A 17,820-nucleotide genomic window follows, 5' to 3' on the forward strand; every position below is an offset into this window, starting at 1 on the left:
GCCTTATTTCACGGGATTAACCGCCGCATTGAGCAAGTTGAGGTTGTTGATTGCTTCGCCCATGGTGTTGTTAAAATAGGCATAAACCGTTTTTCCCTCTGCTATCCAATCCTGGATCTGCTCTCCTGAATCGTATAAAAAGTCATCTTCATAGGTGCCCCGGTAATTGCCTTCGGGGCCGTGAAAGCGCAAATATTTAAATGCAGCGTCAGATTCCGGAAGGCCGGGCGACAAGCCAGGTTTGTCGTGAATGACGATTTCACAACCGAAATGTTCCATCAGCTCAAAAATCTCATCGTGATACCATGAGTCATGCCGAAATTCCAACGCCACATGCCAAAGTCTTTCAGGATCAGCGTCAGCAATTGTGGCCAGCAGATTTTCGAGTTGGGGCAGCATCATTGCTTTTAGGCTGGGAGGGAACTGCACAAGTAAAGCGCCTTTTTTGTCACCAATGTGGTCAATTACCTGAACAAACTTCTTTACATCCTCAGGGTTAAAGACAAGCCCTTTGTTGTGTGAAATGTCCCGCCACAGTTTGAAGGTAAATTTGAAGTCGTCCGGCACCTGCAATGACCAGTTCCGGACCGTCGATGCAAGCGGGATTTTGTAGAACGAACTATTGATTTCAATGCTGTTAAACATTGACGCGTAGTAAGTTAAGCGGCTTGTATCTTTAAATTCTTCGGGATAAAATTGCTTGTTAGGCACCGGCAGCATTAAACCGCTGGTGCCCGCATAAAATGGAGGATATTGCTTATCTGTCATAAAACCGGATTTTGGATTTCCGTTACAGATAAAATCATTCCCGGCCGGTACTGATCAAACCATTCCTTTCGCCAATTTGCCAACATAATCCCGAATGCTGATTTCCCCGCGCACAGGCGAGTCGCTCACCTCATATTTTTCTTCCAGCGTAATGTCCGTCATGGCGGCCATAGATTCTGCTGCATGTTGGGAAAAACCCATTTTTTTGAGAAAAGGAATCCACTCCGTGCGCGGAATAACTTCCGTATCCACCTGCTTTGCTAATGCTTCCGAGAATGCATTTCCTACATCTGCGGGTGTATATTCGGCCGGGCCTTCAATATAATATAGTCCTGTCCGCTCGACCGGCTCGATCAGTAACTCAGCTGCAAACTTGCCAATCTCCTCCGGTGCGACCATTGGTAACTCAAAATCATCCGGATACAACGAATATATTTTTCCTTCCGTTTTGGCTGTTTGCAGAAAGCCATCCCAATTGCTCATATAATAGGCCGCCCGGACAATACTAAACGGAATGTGCGTTTCGGATAATTGCTGCTCCATTTCATAAAGCACACCCAAATCGCCGACGCCTTCACCATCATGCGCTCCGTATGTTGACAAAGCCACAACCTTTTCCAATCCCGAGCCTTCCAGGGCCGCTATAATGCTTGCTAAACTCTTTTTCTCCTCGGCAATGGTGTCTGTATCAGGCAGGGCAGGGGGATTTAGTAAAAAAAGCCGTTTCCCTGTGCGGAAAACCTGCCGCAGGGTTTCCACAGCGTGCACATCCGCGACAGCGACAACTGCTCTTTTTTGTCTGAATTTTTCTGCTTTTTCAGCATCACGGGTAATAACTGTAACAGCCTCACCGCGGCTTAGCAATGTTTCTGCAACCGCAGAACCCACATGTCCGGTCGCTCCTAAGATTATATACATGGCTAAATTGGTTTGATGAAGCAAAAAACGCTACCAATTTTATACCAAACACCTAAAAATTCACCCCCGCAGTGACCTGTATTATGCTGGTTGGAACAGTTGGCGCGATGTCCCCCTTTCTTTGTCGCGTTTTCACACGGAGTAAGCCGTTTGTGTGATCTAATTTTGTTATGTAAAAACACTTAACAGGCTAAAAGCCACAAACTTCATAACCATGGCAACTATTGATTTGCATCCTTACCTCATGTTCGATGGCAACTGCCGCCCGGCATTTGAGTTCTACCAAAGCATTTTTGGCGGAGAGGTGAATTTCATGACTTACGGCGATATGGATGGAAGCTGCCCCGCCGGCATTCGCGACCACATTATGCACGGCACAATGATGGGAGGTTCCATAGAATTTATGGGTGGCGACGCCCCGGAAGGAATGCCGCTGGGAGCCGGGAAGATCGTGCTCTCTCTCAGCGGTTTTGATGAAGCCACTTTGCGTCAGAATTACGATGCATTAAGCGAAGAAGGCACCATTGTTGTCCCACTGGACAGGCAGATGTGGGGCGACATTTTCGGCGCATTCCGCGATAAGTTCGGAATAGACTGGATGGTAAATATCAGGACGGCGTAGGAAAGATCTTCACGTTAAAAATGACTGTCAATTTTTAGTACAAAATGTCGATATTTAGTAAAAATTTATTGATTTGAAAAACTAAAAAGCATTGACATGAAAAACAATCTGATCTTAAAAGGCTTTGTAATGTTTACCTGCATGCTGATTGCCTTCGCAGGCCAGGCACAGGACAAGCCAAAAGCAAGTCCGGCCAAAACGGCAACCGGAAAAGCGGGCAGTGCCAACATTACAATCAACTATTCCGCACCGTCGGCAAAAGGACGCAAAGTGTTCGGCGAACTGGTTCCTTTCGACAAAGTTTGGCGCGCCGGCGCAAATGAGGCTACGATTTTCGAAACCGATAAAGACATTACCATCGAAGGGCAAAAACTTCCTGCCGGAAAGTACAGCCTGTATGCGCTTCCGGGTGCAAGTGAATGGTCATTTATCTTTAACTCAGAAACTGGCCAATGGGGCATCAAACGCGGTGGCGAAACCACCAAAGATGCTTCCAAGGACGTGTTAACAGTAAAAGCAAAACCAGCCAAAAGCGCCTCGATGACAGAAACATTAGCCTACGAAGTAACCCCAACCGGCTTCATCCTCCGCTGGGAAAACACCGAAGTGCCGGTTGCTATTAAGTAAATATATTGAAATGAATGAAAGCCCCGCGAAACCAGAATTTTGCGGGGCTTTTTTGTTTTAGTGTGATTGCACCGGGCATTGCCTGAGTTCCGGCAATGTTGGGTTATGATATTTTTTGTATTTTAGGGCTATGAAAACAAAGTCAAAAGATTCCACGGACCAGGTTACCAGCGATGGCTATGCTTACTTAACCAAAAGGTTGCTGGTGAGCAGAGCACAAAGTGCAGGAAGGGCAGCTGCGAAAGAGGCCATGCAAATAATGGGGCATGTAGTAACGGTAAGGGATGGCTGGGTAGTGAAAGTATATGAGGATGGTAGAATTGAGCAGTTAGAAGAACTGAAAGTATAAGTCAAAGTAACAAACGTACTTTTTTGGAACACACTATAACTTCAACACCTCAGCTTCGGCTGCGAGTTTTTGCCGGTCCAAATGGTTCGGGCAAAAGCACGGTTATCAAATCCGTAAGAGAAACGGATGTCAACAAACGAAAGATTGATTTCGGAATTTACGTCAATGCGGATGACATTGCAGTATCGCTGCAGAAAGGCTCTTTTAGTTTTTCAGATTATGGGCTTCAATGTTCGAAATTAGAACTTGTTGAATTTGCTCTTTCGTCAGGCTTGCTTATAGCCGTATTTACTGTCAGCGATTTAGAAAGATCCTTTCATATTGAAAGCAACAAAATAGATTTGACGGTTGAGAAACACTCCGAGCGTCTATCTCAAATAATCGCCAGGTTTCTTCGGGAAAAACTTCTGGAAGCTAAGAAAAGATTTTCTTTTGAAACCGTATTCTCACACGAATCCAATCTTGACATTATGCAGCGCGCATCTGAGCAAGGTTATAAGGTCTATTTTTATTTCGTGTCTACTGAGTCTCCCAAAATTAATCAGTATCGTGTCGCGCTGCGGGTAAGGGCCAACGGGCATGATGTACCCAAGGACAAAATCGAAAGCCGGTATTACAGATCGCTGCAACTCGCAAAACAGGCTTCTGATATTGCCTATCAGGCGTTTTTCTTTGACAATTCTATCGATAATGAACCTTACAAATTGGTGGGGCATTTTAAGCGGGTCGGGGCGGAAAAAGTATGGGATGAGATTGATGTGAATGATACATCCAATTGGTTCAGGAAATATTGCATTTAAGAATCTCAAGCGTGCTCCGCAAGCCATACTATCATGCAGGGAAGTGGGGAAAATGGGGGGCAGATCAGTGCTGATCGATGGTGGATTGGTATGGCATGAGATTTGGACTAACGTTTAATGAGGCTCGGTTGGTGCCGGGACTGCGAAGACAAATCGTCAACGGATTTGTAAAACATTAAACATTTTTAAATTATGAAAAAATTACTATTGGCTGCCGTGCTGCTTATTTCAGTACAGTCAGCGTTTGCCCAAAAATTCAGCATTGGACCAAAAGCCGGTCTTAACATCAGTAACTATACTGGCGGTGACATTGAATCTGACGCGTTGGTAGGATACCATCTGGGTGGCGTGCTTAACTACGGTTTTGGAAAAGTTTTCTCATTGCAGCCGGAGGTTTTATTCTCTACACAAGGAGCGAAAGTTAACAATGCAGGTAACAAATCCGATTTCAAAATCAGCTATGTAACAGTTCCTGTTATGTTCAAATTTAAAACGAGCGGCGGGTTCTATGTGGAATTCGGCCCACAAGCTGGATTCAGGACATCATCGAACGTTCCTGATCAAACTATCGATAACTTTGCTAAAAACCTGGATCTGGCAGCAGCAGGTGGCATTGGTTACCATTCACCGATTGGATTGGGTGTAGGCGTTCGTTATATCGCCGGACTTTCGAAGGTTGGTAATTTTTCCGGCCAGGACATTAACCCTGATTTCAAGAACAGCGTTATCCAGGCCAGTATTTTCTGGACTATCCCGTTGGTAAAATAACGGATCTTACCTTCTGAAAAGAATTTGATAGGGAATGAGTTTTGACTCATTCCCTTTTTCTATGCCGTGTTTTTAACCGCTCTAAATTAGCATCAGCGCTGGTTGAAATGGATTGGTTCTGATATTTTTGATTTCTGAACAATCCAAAAACACCCTTGCGCCCACTATGCAAATGATCCGTTACACTGTTCACAATGAAACAGTTCTGTATAATTTAAATGATTACATTAATCTTCTTCTGGAAGCGAAAGTACTGCACCCCGCAATGCCGCAGCTTCGGAAGAGCCCCAAGTCTGGCAAATCGCCGATGCAGATAGTCCTTGAAAAATTGGAGAAGTTCGAACCCGTGTATTATGTGCGCTACAACCATGATCTGTACGTGAATTGGGTGCTGTTTGAATATTTTTTCAGGCCGTTAAAACCCCTGCTTGTTAATGTTGCAGACTGGCGGGATGAGCAGAGCATATTTAAGCAAACGCAGCTCTTTATTAACGAATCGACGCTCAAATCCAACAAAAAAAGCGGTGCTCAGGCCGCTTCCTACTTCCAGAAAGTGACCATGAAGCTGGCGCCCAGCAACTAATCCGAATGTAAATTTGATCAAACGGTTTGCTTATTAGCGATCCGTTATTCTGTATAACCGTACAAATGCTGTTCACTTTCGGACAGCATTTGTTTTTTCAATATTTATAATGGGTTCACCAGCAGGTGCTTAATGCCTGTATCGTTGGCTGGCAACGTTTTTTACCGGCAATGGTAACTTCCTAAGAAACTGAAATCTCAGCAAAATCATGATTGTCACCTACATCAAAATTGCCTGGCGTAACCTCTTGAAGAACAGCTTTTACTCACTCATCAACTGTATCGGTCTGTCGGTAGGGCTTGCGGTCGGGATACTGATCTTGCTTTGGGTCCAGGATGAACTGACTTATGACAGCTTCAATAAGCAATCGGAAAGTATTTATAAGCTTGAAAACCGTGTGGGCACCGGCGCCAGCGAGCAAATATGGAGAGGAACAGTGGCACCTATTGCTGAATTTGCCAAAAGAGAAGTTCCGGGGATCAGGGATGCGGTCAGGATGACTTATAATGGTGCGTATACATTGTTCAGGTATCAGGATAAAGTCTTCAATGAGGAAAACACATTCTTCGCGGACCCGACATTGTTCACTATGTTTGACTATAACCTCATTCACGGGAACCAGCGCAAACCTTTTCTCGACAATCACTCCGTAATCCTGACCGAATCGACGGCAAAACGTTATTTTGGTCATGCCAATGTAATAGGACAGGCAATTGCTTCCGATACGACCAGTTTTACAGTAACCGGCGTGGTTGCGGATTTTCCTGAAAATTCAAGCATTAAGGGAGATATGATCTTTCCCATCTCGCTCCGGTTTAAAGACCGATACGCGGGCAACACAGACGGCAAAACCCAGGATAATGATTTTCACGAATTTGATTATACAACCTATTTCTTAATACAGCCAGGAAAGGATGTCAAAAATTTAGCAAATACGCTCCGTAACATTCACCTCCGCAACAAACCCGACGATACAGACCTTACTTACCTTTTACAGGCATTGCCGGCTGTTCACTTATACAAATCGGATGGCACCGGGCAGGGCATTGAAACCGTCAGAATGTTCCTGATTGTGGCATCCCTGATCCTGATCATTGCCTGTATTAATTATGTCAATCTTTCCACTGCACGCTCGCTGCTGCGTTCGAGGGAAGTGAGCATGCGGAAAATTGTAGGGGCGGCGCGTATGCAGCTTTTCGTACAGTTTGTGGTCGAAACGCTTTTAATGTTTTCAATATCCACATTAATGGCGATTGTGCTGATGCATCTGCTGATGCCATTTTTTAATCAGATTTCCGGTAAAAAACTAGTGCTGGACTTCCTGAAACCCCATATCTGGCAGGTTTTGGGAGCAACCATTACCGGAACATTGATTGCTTCGAGCATTTATCCCGCTATGCTGCTATCATCTTTTGAACCGCTTAAATCGTTAAAGGGCAAAGTTTCCGCCGGCCTTAGCGAATCCATGTTCCGTAAAACCCTGGTTGTTATTCAATTCACAGTTTCGGTTGTGCTCATTGCGGGCACATTGGTTATCAGCAGCCAGCTCAAATACATTCGTTCCAAGGGTTTGGGTTATGACAAAACACACGTGCTCTCTTTCTATATGCGGGATTTGACAAAGCACTATGATGTAATTAAAAATGAACTGCTGAACCAGCCAGGCATAACGGATGTCAGCAGATCTAATTTTAATGTAGTTCAAATCGGCGGGCAAACCGGAAGCAGCAACTGGGATGGAAAGGAGCCGGGCGAAACCATGATGATCCACTTCATGAGTGCCGATAAATCTTTCATTCCGTTTTTTAAAATGCAATTAAACGAAGGCGCCAATTTTACGGATTCACCGTCTGATTCCAAGCATTATATCCTGAACGAAATGGCCGTAAAAACTGCGCGCATCAAAGATCCGATTGGCAAACGTTTCAAGCTATGGGACAACGAAGGAACGATCGTTGGCGTAGTTAAAGATTTTCATTTTGCGTCCATGAAGCAAAAGATCGAACCGGCGGTTTTTGTTTATAGACCCAACGATATGAACCGCATTTATATAAAAACAACGGGTAATGATGCTCAAAAGGCAATTGCGGCGGCGAAACAGGTTTGGGGGAAATTTAATGCTGATTCACCATTCCAATATGCGTTTCTGGACGAAGCATTCAATAGTCTTTATAAATCGGAAGAGCAAACCGGCCTGCTGTTCAACATTTTCGCTTCCATTGCCATATTCATTTCCTGCCTGGGACTCTTTGGACTGGCCACTTACACGGCACAGGTCCGCAAAAAGGAAATCGGGGTGCGCAAAGTTTTGGGGTCAAGCCTGGCGGGGATTGTGCAGCTTTTGGCCAAAGATTTTGTCAAACTCGTCTTCATCGGGATCATTATTGCGATCCCTGTTGCCTGGTATGCGATGGATAAATGGTTGAAGGACTTTGCTTATCGCATGGATATGCCGTGGTGGGTGTTCGGTTTTGCAGGCCTGCTGGCACTGGTCATTGCATTGGTAACAATCTCTTTCCAAAGCATTAAGGCTGCATTAATGGATCCGGTAAAAAGCCTGCGGAGCGAATAATGGTGCAAGTTGGTCGAAATTTTCCTACACAATGATGTGGTCGCATTCACATTGCTGGCACGATATTCATAGTAAGTGTCGTAAACAAACTAAACAATAATATGGCACTTACAGAAAATGCATCTGGCGTAATTAGTGATCTAATTGAAATTAACAATGACCGCGTTGCTGGTTTTGAAAAAGCAATTGCAGATATTAATGATGAGAATATCGACCTGAAACATTTGTTTGAGGAATATGCTCAACAGAGCCGCAAAAATGTTCAGGAATTATCCGCACTGGTTGGTTCAGCAGCACACGTTGAAAATGATATGAGTGTTAGCGGAACGTTGCACCGTGCCTGGATTGATGTAAAATCACTATTTGGCGGCAGTGACCGTGCAAGCATTTTATCAGAAGCTGAACGCGGCGAAGACGCGATCAAAAAGGCTTACACTGATGCATTGGCAGGAAATGTTCCTTTGCAATCAGCTGAAATTATCAGGAGCCAGGCTCAGGGCATTAATGCTGCCCATGATAAGATCAAAGCATTGCGTGATAGCGCAAAAGCTTAATCAAGCAATTCTTAGAAAGCTGCCTCGAAAGGGGCAGCTTTTTTTATGCATGACCATTTACAAATCCTCAAAATCTTAAAAATTAATCACCCTGACAATGGCTCAGAAAAGTCTTAAAGAGAGTTACCAGAAAATGCTCGAATGGAACCAGTACCGGGCAGAAGAAAACTCCGGGTCGCTGAAAAAGTTGCTTCAATTATTATCCGAACTGGACCGTGAATCGGAAGCGGACGAGGCTTATGAAAAAGATATTGATGACCTGGAATCGCTGAAATTTATCTACGAAACCGGCATCCGAAAATTTGAAAGCCAGGTGGATAAATATAAGGCGCTTATTGCCCAGCTTCCGTGAGAAGCCGGGCATGTGCATCTATTTAGATTTTACGGCGGAAATGATTTTTTTAACACCGGTAAAAACCAGGAAAACTATAAGGCCCATAACCAGGCCAATTCCCAATTCTTTGATCGTAGCAGGGATTCCAGGGAAAAGATCGTGGAAGAATTCGATGTTGTGAGAAAAAATCCCACCCGAAACCAAGAGCAAAGCAACCGTTCCTACGGCACCTAAAATCTTGATGATCACAGGAAGTGCCTGCACGAGCAAGTTGCCCAATGCAGAAAAGAAACCTTTACCGCCGGATGATTTGATGAGCTTATGCCCGGCATCATCCATCCGCACGATCAGCGCTACGATTCCATAAACACCAACTGTTGCGACCAATGCAACTGCAGAAACGGTCAAGATCTGGATCGTCAAACTCTTATCCAGAACGCTTCCCAGCGCAATGATCACAATCTCGACGGACAAAATAAAGTCGGTAGTAACCGCAGATTTGATCTTCGTTTTCTCTACATCCGTTTGCGCAACCGTTTCTCCCTGCTCCGTTTCCTTAATGACGGAATGTTCTTTTTTGGGATGGTGGAAGAAATATTCAATGATCTTTTCAACACCTTCGTAAGCCAGGTAAAGCCCTCCCAAAATCAGGATATAGCTGATCGCCGTGGGTAAGAACACATTCAGCACCAATGCTATGGGAACGATGATCAGCTTATTCAGCAGCGAACCTTTGGTAATCGCCCACAATACAGGCAATTCGCGGCTGGACAAAAAACCAGTTGCTTTTTCCGCATTAACCGCCAGGTCATCGCCCAAAATCCCGGCTGTTTTCCGCGTTGCTACCTTTGTTGCCAGCGCAACGTCATCCATCAAAAAAGCGATATCATCTAAAATTGCAAAGAAACCGGACGCCATATTTTTATTTTAATTACAAGATTCGTTTCAGACCGGTTTCCACCGTCAGGGATTGCCAATATTGGCCTTTTCAGGCCTAATAAACGGCTAATGTAATTTAAAATATTATACCATCATGCCAGGTTGGTGACAGATGGGAAGCACTGTGTTGGAAAATGGCTGTTTTCAGGGATGTTTTCTTACTTTCGCTCTGCGTAACTTTGGATGCGCGCGTTTGAAGGCATTTTACCGGGCAAGCGATGAATGTATTTATTATTGACGACCATCCGATTGCTGCGGCCATCAAGCTCGCCACGGATACGGGCTTGATATGAACATTATAATAACCCATTACCAACCACTAATGAAAAAAATCACTGTTATCGTCTTGCTTGGTCTTTACAGCATTTCATGTCCGGCGCAACTTTTGGACCGGATCAAAAACCGGGTTGAACAAAAAGTGGTGGACCAAATCGACCATTCTATTGATAAAGCAACGGAGAAAAAAAAGCAAAAGGATAAGCCCGGTACGCCCGATTCGTCCGGAACACAAACCCAATCGGAACCGCAGCCAACATCAACATCAACAACAACAAGTCCCGAACCCGCAACGCCTGCTGTTGCCGCTACAACTGGCAGGGAAGGCGATATAACTTCTTATTCCAAGTTCGATTTTGTAGCTGGCAGTAAGATTATTATGCATGAAGATTTTTCTCAGGACGAGGTGGGGGATTTTCCTGCTAACTGGAATACCCGCTCCGGCGCTGAGCTCGTCAATGTTGCAGGCAGCAATATGAAATGGCTCCGCATGAATCAGGATGGCGTTTTCTATCCCGAATACCTGAACAGCGATCTGCCGGAACATTTCACGCTTCAACTGAAACTGATGGCCAATAAGGACGTTTCCAACATTGGGGAGTTCATGATCAGCCTGATTGAAGCGAAGGACACTGACCAAAAGTTTGCCTGGGGGGAAGCCTCACACATCTCAGCGCCCAGCTTCAAAATCACCTTCCAGCCCACATCTTCCGATAAAGGTGACCTGAAATATTCCACCAACCTGATCGGCAGTTTGTACAAACATGGCGTTCCTGAGTTCAACACCAATAAAACATCGGTTAACGTATCGATATGGAGGCAGAAACAGCGGGTAAGGGTTTATCTTGACAGCACTAAAGTGCTGGACCTTCCCCGCGCGCTGGATCCGGGAGCTTTATTGAACACGCTCGTATTTTCAAGCGATAATCCGGATTTTAATCAAAAAGGCGGCGCATTCTTTTTGAGCGATATCCGTCTGGCTGTGGGAGCTGCTGATACGCGTAATAAACTGGTAACTGAGGGGAAATTTGTTACACACGGAATTCTCTTCGACACAAACAGCGAAAAAATCCAGCCGCAATCCTATGGAACCCTGAAAGACATTGCCCAGGTTCTTCAGGAAAATGCTGCACTACGGATTCAGATTGTGGGACATACAGATACGGATGGCAACGAGCAGGCTAATGTGGACCTTTCAAAGCGCCGCGCTGCTGCTGTAAGGAATGCATTGGTGAGCACATTCGGAATAAATGACTCCCGGATGGAAACCGATGGAAAAGGACAGTCACAACCCGTTGATACCAATGATACACCTGTTGGTAAGGCCAACAATCGCCGGGTAGAATTGATCAAGCTGGACAACTGAGTGTAAGTGCAATGTCCTATTCTGACTGGATATGTTTCCAGCGGTCATGCGACCAGAGCCAATGTTCCGGAGCACGGATAATGTTCTTTTCCAGCAAATTGTAATAACTCGCAGTAATGTTGAGAGGTGAGCTTTGTGAAGATCTGTCAGACACGAGGTGGAAGGTGTAGTCGTAATGAAACCGCGCCTTTTTCACACATTCCAGATATACAACCACAGCATCCGACACAACGGCCAGCCGTTCCGCGCCGATCTGTGCGGAGGTTTTCTGTCCAAGAAAACTAACAAAATGCTTCCCGCTTGCAGGCGCCGGGCGCTGATCCGCGATGACAACTACGAGCGATGGCCTTTTGAGTTGTTTCAATGCAGATAATGCACCACGGTAAAAGTATTGTTTCGCAATCAGGTTGACGCCAAAAAACGACCGCATTTTGAGAAGCTTCGCATTAAGCCAGTGATTGGACACAGGTGTAAAGGCCGTGAACACTTTAAATTTGACAACCTTAGGCAGGTTGATCAGATATTCCCAATTGCCGTAATGCGATGCGAGCAAAATAACGTTCCGGTTGCTGCTGTAAAAATTTTCCAAAAGCTCCGGATTTGTGTAGTTGGCCAGCTCCCTTCGCCTTTTTGCGCCTATAACCAAATGCAGAAACGGCTCAACCACCAGGTCGCTCAGATGTCGGTAATAATGCTTGATGAAGACTTTTATCTGCTGCTCGCCACGCACGGGGAAAGAGCTGGACAAGTTCTTCCGTATGACGTCATACCTGTATTTAAGTACATGGAAAACAATAAAGTAAACCATAGCCGACAACGCTCCCGCTATGGTAAGTAGCGAGTTAAAAAAGGCAGAACTGAGCCATTTTTTAATAGGTTTAATAAATTTCATATGCTGTGAAGGGATTGACTTATTGAATTGTGTTGTCTTAACAACATCATTCCTGGCAGCTATGTTTCTTTTTTTTCTAAAAGAATAAAATGCGATGTCCATAAAAACGCATTTCTTGCGTCAGAATATGACTTGCGAAAGATGAAACACCCTTCGGATAAACCATTTGAAAATGAGAAACAAATGATGCTGGAACGGGAGCGTCAGGTCCTTTTGGAACTGGGTAATGATATCACGCGCGCCCGGGATAAAAATGATCTGATTGCTCTCTTCTCCAAGCGGATCAAAGGGCTGTATTATTTCACCCACACCATTGTCACATTGATCGACGTCAAGGACGAGAGTTACACAGCGTTCCTGCTCGACCACAGTGCATCGGCGATCAGAAGCCATTCGGAATACCAATCTATGGTCACCGCGCGCTTTTCGCTCGACGATCCGTTTATACAGTCGGTGCTGGCCTCCGATGGTCCGATCAGCTTTCGGCTTGCGGATGTGATGAACGCTCCAAAAAGTCCGGCCTTCTTGCGCGTGAACCACGAAAAGGGCGTGCAGCACGTCCTGATGACTACCCTTCGCATTGAAGACAAGCCTATTGGATTTATCCATATTTACACAGACAAGCCAGAACCTTTCTCCCAGGAATTCAAGGATGTGATCTGGCGTATCACCCCGCAGCTGGCAAGCGCAGTGGCCAATATTATCAAGAACGAAGAGATCCTTAAAAACGAAAGAGAAAAGTCATTCCTACTGGATTTTAGTAACGATATGACAGCCGTCCGCACCAAAGAGGAGCTTGCCGAAGTGATTAAGACGGCATTGCGAAAGCTGGACCCGCATGGCGGTTATGTGATCCGGCGCATGAACCCGGACGGGAAAACCATGTCGGCCTACCTGCACGACCCTGGATCTTCCACATTCGACCGGGCCCTGATGGAACGCGTGCTGGCCGAAAAGCATCCCATCGAGGATGGCCTTCAGAACCGGATACTGGACAGTTACATTCCGCTGCTGTTCAATGTTGAGCGGGAGCTGGCCCGGGGAAATAGGCTGTCGTATCTCGAACTTTGGAAAAATATGAATTTCAAAACAATGGTCGGCATTGCGCTGCGCAATAGTAACAGCAACATAGGATTGCTGTGGCTGAGCATTGATGAAATCAACATTCCCATTTTGCAAGGATTATGCGCCCAGATATCCACGGCCATTTCCAACATTGTAGCCAACGAACAAATTCTGCATTACAAACAACAGTTGGAGGAGGAGAATGACTATCTCAAAGAGCAGCTAAGGAGCAATTTTGCTGAGATCGTGGGTAATGGTAAAGCAATGCAGGAAGTGTATCGCCTGATTTCGCTTGTATCAGCCAGCAATTCCACCGTTTTGCTATTAGGGGAAACCGGCACCGGGAAAGAGCTGATTGCGAGGGCAATACACAATGCGTCACCGCGAAGCAAGAAGCTGATGATCAAGGTCAACTGCGCCGCTATGCCCGCTAACCTGATCGAAAGCGAGCTGTTCGGGCATGAACGAGGCGCCTTCACGGGTGCGGTTGAACGCAGGATCGGAAAATTTGAACTGCCCGATAACAGCACGCTCTTTTTGGATGAAATCGGGGAAATGCCGCTGGAAGCTCAGGTGAAATTACTGCGGGTATTGCAGGAAAGGGAAATGGAGCGGGTAGGGGGCAAAAGCACCATTAAGCTCAATGTCCGCGTCATTGCGGCAACCAATCGGGACCTGGAAGCAGAAGTGAAAGCAGGCCGCTTCCGTTCGGATTTATATTATCGGCTCAATGTTTTCCCCATTAACCTGCCGCCCCTCCGCCACCGGGCAGAAGACATTGAAAACCTGACCAGCTTTTTTCTATCCAAATACAGTAAGAATGCTGGAAAGAAAAGCATGCGTATTTCAGCCAATGCATTGCGGCAATTGAAAAGCTATCTGTGGCCAGGCAATGTGCGGGAACTCGAACATCTCATTGAACGAAGCGTGCTCCTGGCAACAGGTAACATAATCAGTGAAGTTTTTCTGCCGCAAAAAGCTATTGATAACAACGAAATGACGGAAATGCTATCCAACCGCTCTTTGGAGGAAATAGAGCGGACTTACATTATCCAGGTTCTGAGACGCTGCAATGGCAAGATATCCGGGCAGGGCTCAAAATCATGAAAATTGTAATTATCGGCGGCACAGGATTAATCGGTTCAAATGTTGCAAAAAAACTTCGCCAGCTTGGCCACACGGTCATTGCCGGATCTCCCTCTACCGGCATCAATGCCTTAACAGGCGAAGGGCTTTCCGATGCCCTGCAAAATACAGATGTGGTCATTGACCTTTCTAATTCAACCTCTTTTGAAGAAGCTCCTGCGATCCAGTTTTTTGAAACAGTAGGCCGCAACATTCTGGCTGCCGAAATCAGTGCGGGAGTAAAGCATCACCTGATCCTTTCGATCGTTGGCACGCACGTGATGGGGTGGTAATCCCGCATTCAGCGCTGGTTCCCGAAGGCGATGCAAATCTGGGGAAAATTCATTTCAGCGATTTTCTGGCTTCGCTAGCAGTAAAATCTTAATGTAATAACGAATCAATGGGCGCGTTGAACGTTGGCTGTCGCTTCATATAAGCATTAAAACAGAGAAGCCGCAGGATCAATCCGGCGGCTTCTTTGTTAATTCTATTCAATGATTATGCCGGGATTTTCCTTGGCTTTTCACGTTCCCAGAATCTGTGCTGGGAAATGGCCAGGATAAATTTATCCGCCAGTTGATCGACATCGTCCAACACCACAATTCCTTCTTTCAGAATAGTCGCGTCCGAATAATCGGCCGGGAGCTTTTTGCTGAAATAGGTCGCTTCCAAAACCTGAATGGCCGCAAGATCGGCAGCAATAGGTTTGCAATGCTTGAATGCCTCATTTAGAAAATGAACCGCATCCGCTTCCGCTTCAATCGTCGCAACGCTATTCGTTCCGCCAGGCACATATATGGCATCATAAAGGACAGATGCTGCTGTCAGGAACGTGTGGTCAACGGCAATTTTCGTATCACTTTCTGTGACGATATAATTGTGACGCGTTGAGATGATTTCCACAACCGCCCCCGCAGAGGTCAATGCTTCTTTTACAGTCGTAAGCGATTTTTCGTCTACCCCATCCGCTGCAAGAAACGCAATCTTACGCGTCTGAATGCTGTTTTTTGGCGTATTTACCATGCTTAATGCATCCGAAATAGTAACCGCCGACTCCACCATCACTGAATCGTAATCAGCAGGATCACCATCTGCAGGAATACTGTGATTGATCGGAAGCTCCGGATCCTGAGGCACATGAAGACGAAGCGCAAACGCAACTTCCGCCGCAAGTCCCTTGTCGATCAGCGAAAGAATACCTACCATCCGCTCGCGTATCTCCACAGTTTTTACCTTTCCAAGTTCAAAGCTAAGCGCATCCACGATGTGGTTTTTTTCCGGATCAGACTGGCTGTCGAAGAACAGCTTCGCCTGGCTGAAATGGTCAAAGAAGCTTTTGCTTCTCGCTCTTATTTTTTTAGCATCGATCCTTTCGGGATAAGAAGTAAATCCACCTTCCGACGCCTTGGCCTGGGCTGGAAACCCGCCGCCCAGTGTGTTAGGGTTATAGCTGGATTTTCCTTTGTTGATCATCTGGCGCATATGGCCATCACGCTGATTGTTATCAACACGAACGATCGGCCGGTTAATCGGAATCTCCTGGAAGTTAGGGCCTCCCAGGCGGAGCAGCTGCGTATCTGTGTATGAAAACAACCTGCCTTGCAGAAGCGGATCATTCGTAAAATCAATCCCCGGCACAATGTGTCCCAAATGGTAAGCAACCTGCTCTGTTTCAGCAAAGAAGTTATCCGGGTTGCGGTTAAGGGTCATTTTACCAATTCGTTGCACCGGAACAAGCTCCTCAGGGATAATTTTGGTAGGGTCCAGCAAGTCGAAATCAAACTTGAATTCGTCTTCTTCCGGAACAATCTGCACGCCCAGTTCCCATTCGGGGAAATTGCCCGATTCGATGGCATCCCACAAATCCCGTCTGTGGAAATCAGGATCTTTCCCAGAAATCTTTTGTGCTTCGTCCCATGCAACCGAATGCACACCTAATAGCGGCTTCCAGTGGAATTTTACAAAATGCGAAACACCTTCCTCATTGATAAACCGGAAAGTATGAACACCAAAACCTTCCATCATGCGGTAACTGCGTGGAAGAGCCCGGTCGCTCATCACCCACATGATCATATGCGCCGATTCTGGCATCAGGGAAATAAAATCCCAGAAAGTATCGTGTGCTGAGGCAGCCTGCGGCATCTCATTGTCCGGCTCAGGCTTAACCGCGTGAACAAGGTCCGGAAACTTGATGGCATCCTGAATGAAGAACACCGGCATGTTATTGCCGACCAGGTCAAAATTCCCTTCTTGTGTATAAAACTTTACGGCAAATCCCCGCACATCGCGGGCAAGATCCGTAGAGCCTTTGGAACCTGCAACCGTAGAAAAACGGACAAATACCGGCGTTTCGATGGATGTATCATTCAGGAAACCGGCCTTTGTCACAGCGGACATGGGCTCATATACCTTAAATACACCATGCGCACCCGATCCACGTGCGTGAACAACCCTTTCCGGTATACGTTCGTGGTCGAAGTGTGTAATTTTTTCGCGGAGAATAAAATCTTCCAGCAATGTTGCGCCTCTGTCCCCGGCTTTCAGGGAATTCTGGTCATCATTGATCCGAAGCCCGTGATTGGTTGTCATAAACGCTCCGGTACTATCGGCAGTATGGGGCGCCAGGTTTGCCGTCTTGGCATTTTCCTGGTTTGCATTAGAGCCCTCTGGTTCGTTGTTGCTTGTCATAAATATTGATTAAGGGTGTAATTAAGCTTCTTCAGAGGCTTTGTAATTGACATCATTTTCTGCAACCTCAGTAAGAAGCTGATCCGCCAGTTTCTCTTCTTCGAGTGTTTTAGCAAGAATTTCAGCTACATCTGTCAGGTTCAAAGTGCTTGCCAGCTGCACCAGGCCGCCGTAGGTAGCAATTTCATAATGTTCCACTTTTTGAGAAGCAAGAATGATCCCTACATCGCGGGTTGCCGTTCCCTCATCGGTGCTTTCGATAATTCCTTCACCTTCTTTCGAAAGTCCTTCCATTGCATCGCATTTTTTGGCAATAGCATCCACACCCAGCAGATCGAAGATCACAACCAAACGGCTTACATGTTCAACAGTTTGTTCAAGGTGTTGCTCGATCGTAGAGCTCAGTTTAGGAGAACTTGCAGACTGAATCATTTTAGGCAGCACCTTAACAAGGTGATTTTCAGCCCAGTAAATATCCCGGAGGCTATCCAGAAACAGCTCCATCAGCGCGGGCTCAGCGCCTGCGGAAGTTTTTGTTTTAAATTTTGGCTCAGAGCCTGTGCTAGCGTCCATA

General features: G+C 45.9%; 18 protein-coding genes. 12 read left to right on the forward strand and 6 right to left on the reverse strand.

Translation table 11 applies throughout. The features are described from left to right. Positions 1–3: 3 nt before the first annotated feature. Entirely contained in the window at positions 4–768 is a 765-nt protein-coding gene (locus L0659_RS05730; RefSeq protein WP_235124751.1) for a DUF72 domain-containing protein, read from the reverse strand. A gap of 54 nt (positions 769–822) precedes the next feature. Continuing rightward, positions 823–1,686 (reverse strand): NmrA family NAD(P)-binding protein, encoded by an 864-nt coding sequence (locus L0659_RS05735; RefSeq protein ID WP_235124752.1) that lies wholly within the window; start codon positions 1,684–1,686, stop codon positions 823–825. 214 nt (positions 1,687–1,900) lie between these two features. Here L0659_RS05735 and L0659_RS05740 point away from each other — a divergent pair, with 214 nt between their 5' ends. From L0659_RS05740 to L0659_RS05780, 9 genes are all read left to right on the forward strand, one after another. Then, positions 1,901–2,308: a VOC family protein gene (locus L0659_RS05740; protein ID WP_235124753.1), complete on the forward strand. Its 408-nt coding sequence runs from the start codon at positions 1,901–1,903 to the stop codon at positions 2,306–2,308. 96 nt (positions 2,309–2,404) lie between these two features. Then, entirely contained in the window at positions 2,405–2,935 is a 531-nt protein-coding gene (locus L0659_RS05745; RefSeq protein ID WP_235124754.1) for a DUF2911 domain-containing protein, read from the forward strand. 130 nt (positions 2,936–3,065) lie between these two features. Then, positions 3,066–3,284, forward strand: coding sequence for a hypothetical protein (locus L0659_RS05750; RefSeq protein WP_235124755.1), 219 nt, complete (start codon positions 3,066–3,068; stop codon positions 3,282–3,284). Positions 3,285–3,307: 23 nt separating this feature from the next. Next, positions 3,308–4,084, forward strand: coding sequence for a hypothetical protein (locus tag L0659_RS05755; RefSeq protein ID WP_235124756.1), 777 nt, complete (start codon positions 3,308–3,310; stop codon positions 4,082–4,084). A gap of 192 nt (positions 4,085–4,276) precedes the next feature. Further along, on the forward strand, positions 4,277–4,852 hold the full coding sequence (locus tag L0659_RS05760) for a porin family protein (RefSeq protein ID WP_235124757.1): 576 nt from the start codon (positions 4,277–4,279) through the stop codon (positions 4,850–4,852). A 172-nt stretch (positions 4,853–5,024) separates the two neighbouring features. Continuing rightward, positions 5,025–5,435: a hypothetical protein gene (locus L0659_RS05765; RefSeq protein WP_235124759.1), complete on the forward strand. Its 411-nt coding sequence runs from the start codon at positions 5,025–5,027 to the stop codon at positions 5,433–5,435. 208 nt (positions 5,436–5,643) lie between these two features. Then, entirely contained in the window at positions 5,644–8,007 is a 2,364-nt protein-coding gene (locus tag L0659_RS05770; protein WP_235124760.1) for an ABC transporter permease, read from the forward strand. Positions 8,008–8,108: 101 nt separating this feature from the next. Continuing rightward, positions 8,109–8,561 carry a PA2169 family four-helix-bundle protein gene (locus L0659_RS05775; RefSeq protein ID WP_235124761.1) on the forward strand — a complete coding sequence of 151 codons (453 nt, stop codon included), beginning with the start codon at positions 8,109–8,111 and terminating at the stop codon, positions 8,559–8,561. Positions 8,562–8,658: 97 nt separating this feature from the next. Further along, positions 8,659–8,913 carry a hypothetical protein gene (locus L0659_RS05780; protein ID WP_235124762.1) on the forward strand — a complete coding sequence of 85 codons (255 nt, stop codon included), beginning with the start codon at positions 8,659–8,661 and terminating at the stop codon, positions 8,911–8,913. 18 nt (positions 8,914–8,931) lie between these two features. Here the strand turns inward: L0659_RS05780 and L0659_RS05785 are convergent, their stop codons facing one another. Beyond that, positions 8,932–9,813 (reverse strand): DUF808 domain-containing protein, encoded by an 882-nt coding sequence (locus L0659_RS05785; RefSeq protein ID WP_235124763.1) that lies wholly within the window; start codon positions 9,811–9,813, stop codon positions 8,932–8,934. 343 nt (positions 9,814–10,156) lie between these two features. Here L0659_RS05785 and L0659_RS05790 point away from each other — a divergent pair, with 343 nt between their 5' ends. Further along, complete coding sequence (locus L0659_RS05790) at positions 10,157–11,476, forward strand: OmpA family protein (protein WP_235124764.1); 1,320 nt, start codon at positions 10,157–10,159, stop codon at positions 11,474–11,476. 16 nt (positions 11,477–11,492) lie between these two features. Here the strand turns inward: L0659_RS05790 and L0659_RS05795 are convergent, their stop codons facing one another. Beyond that, positions 11,493–12,368 carry a lysophospholipid acyltransferase family protein gene (locus L0659_RS05795; RefSeq protein WP_235124765.1) on the reverse strand — a complete coding sequence of 292 codons (876 nt, stop codon included), beginning with the start codon at positions 12,366–12,368 and terminating at the stop codon, positions 11,493–11,495. A gap of 141 nt (positions 12,369–12,509) precedes the next feature. Here L0659_RS05795 and L0659_RS05800 point away from each other — a divergent pair, with 141 nt between their 5' ends. Continuing rightward, positions 12,510–14,540, forward strand: coding sequence for a sigma 54-interacting transcriptional regulator (locus tag L0659_RS05800; RefSeq protein ID WP_235124766.1), 2,031 nt, complete (start codon positions 12,510–12,512; stop codon positions 14,538–14,540). Beyond that, positions 14,537–14,851 (forward strand): SDR family oxidoreductase, encoded by a 315-nt coding sequence (locus tag L0659_RS05805; protein WP_235124767.1) that lies wholly within the window; start codon positions 14,537–14,539, stop codon positions 14,849–14,851. The genes L0659_RS05800 and L0659_RS05805 overlap by 4 nt, the downstream gene beginning before the upstream one ends. 205 nt (positions 14,852–15,056) lie before the next feature. On the opposite strand, the gene L0659_RS05810 is transcribed toward L0659_RS05805, so the two are convergent. Continuing rightward, positions 15,057–17,246 carry a catalase gene (locus tag L0659_RS05810; RefSeq protein WP_235124769.1) on the reverse strand — a complete coding sequence of 730 codons (2,190 nt, stop codon included), beginning with the start codon at positions 17,244–17,246 and terminating at the stop codon, positions 15,057–15,059. Between the two features lie 21 nt (positions 17,247–17,267). Further along, positions 17,268–17,819, reverse strand: a complete 552-nt coding sequence (locus L0659_RS05815; protein WP_235124770.1) for a ferritin-like domain-containing protein — start codon at positions 17,817–17,819, stop codon at positions 17,268–17,270. Position 17,820 lies beyond the last annotated feature (1 nt).

It is taken from the genome of Dyadobacter sp. CY347 (assembly GCF_021502655.1).
Classification (GTDB): Bacteria; Bacteroidota; Bacteroidia; order Cytophagales; family Spirosomataceae; genus Dyadobacter.

What these genes read in the sequence shown, in the direction of transcription:
- L0659_RS05760 (WP_235124757.1), top strand. Translation starts at nt 4,277, where the DNA reads ATGAAAAAATTACTATTGGCTGCCGTGCTGCTTATTTCAGTACAGTCA.
- L0659_RS05775 (WP_235124761.1), top strand. Translation starts at nt 8,109, where the DNA reads ATGGCACTTACAGAAAATGCATCTGGCGTAATTAGTGATCTAATTGAA.
- L0659_RS05780 (WP_235124762.1), top strand. Translation starts at nt 8,659, where the DNA reads ATGGCTCAGAAAAGTCTTAAAGAGAGTTACCAGAAAATGCTCGAATGG.
- L0659_RS05805 (WP_235124767.1), top strand. Translation starts at nt 14,537, where the DNA reads ATGAAAATTGTAATTATCGGCGGCACAGGATTAATCGGTTCAAATGTT.
- L0659_RS05745 (WP_235124754.1), top strand. Translation starts at nt 2,405, where the DNA reads ATGAAAAACAATCTGATCTTAAAAGGCTTTGTAATGTTTACCTGCATG.
- L0659_RS05765 (WP_235124759.1), top strand. Translation starts at nt 5,025, where the DNA reads ATGATCCGTTACACTGTTCACAATGAAACAGTTCTGTATAATTTAAAT.
- L0659_RS05795 (WP_235124765.1), bottom strand. Translation starts at nt 12,368, where the DNA reads ATGAAATTTATTAAACCTATTAAAAAATGGCTCAGTTCTGCCTTTTTT.
- L0659_RS05750 (WP_235124755.1), top strand. Translation starts at nt 3,066, where the DNA reads ATGAAAACAAAGTCAAAAGATTCCACGGACCAGGTTACCAGCGATGGC.
- L0659_RS05800 (WP_235124766.1), top strand. Translation starts at nt 12,510, where the DNA reads ATGAAACACCCTTCGGATAAACCATTTGAAAATGAGAAACAAATGATG.
- L0659_RS05770 (WP_235124760.1), top strand. Translation starts at nt 5,644, where the DNA reads ATGATTGTCACCTACATCAAAATTGCCTGGCGTAACCTCTTGAAGAAC.
- L0659_RS05790 (WP_235124764.1), top strand. Translation starts at nt 10,157, where the DNA reads ATGAAAAAAATCACTGTTATCGTCTTGCTTGGTCTTTACAGCATTTCA.
- L0659_RS05785 (WP_235124763.1), bottom strand. Translation starts at nt 9,813, where the DNA reads ATGGCGTCCGGTTTCTTTGCAATTTTAGATGATATCGCTTTTTTGATG.
- L0659_RS05815 (WP_235124770.1), bottom strand. Translation starts at nt 17,819, where the DNA reads ATGGACGCTAGCACAGGCTCTGAGCCAAAATTTAAAACAAAAACTTCC.
- L0659_RS05730 (WP_235124751.1), bottom strand. Translation starts at nt 768, where the DNA reads ATGACAGATAAGCAATATCCTCCATTTTATGCGGGCACCAGCGGTTTA.
- L0659_RS05810 (WP_235124769.1), bottom strand. Translation starts at nt 17,246, where the DNA reads ATGACAAGCAACAACGAACCAGAGGGCTCTAATGCAAACCAGGAAAAT.
- L0659_RS05735 (WP_235124752.1), bottom strand. Translation starts at nt 1,686, where the DNA reads ATGTATATAATCTTAGGAGCGACCGGACATGTGGGTTCTGCGGTTGCA.
- L0659_RS05740 (WP_235124753.1), top strand. Translation starts at nt 1,901, where the DNA reads ATGGCAACTATTGATTTGCATCCTTACCTCATGTTCGATGGCAACTGC.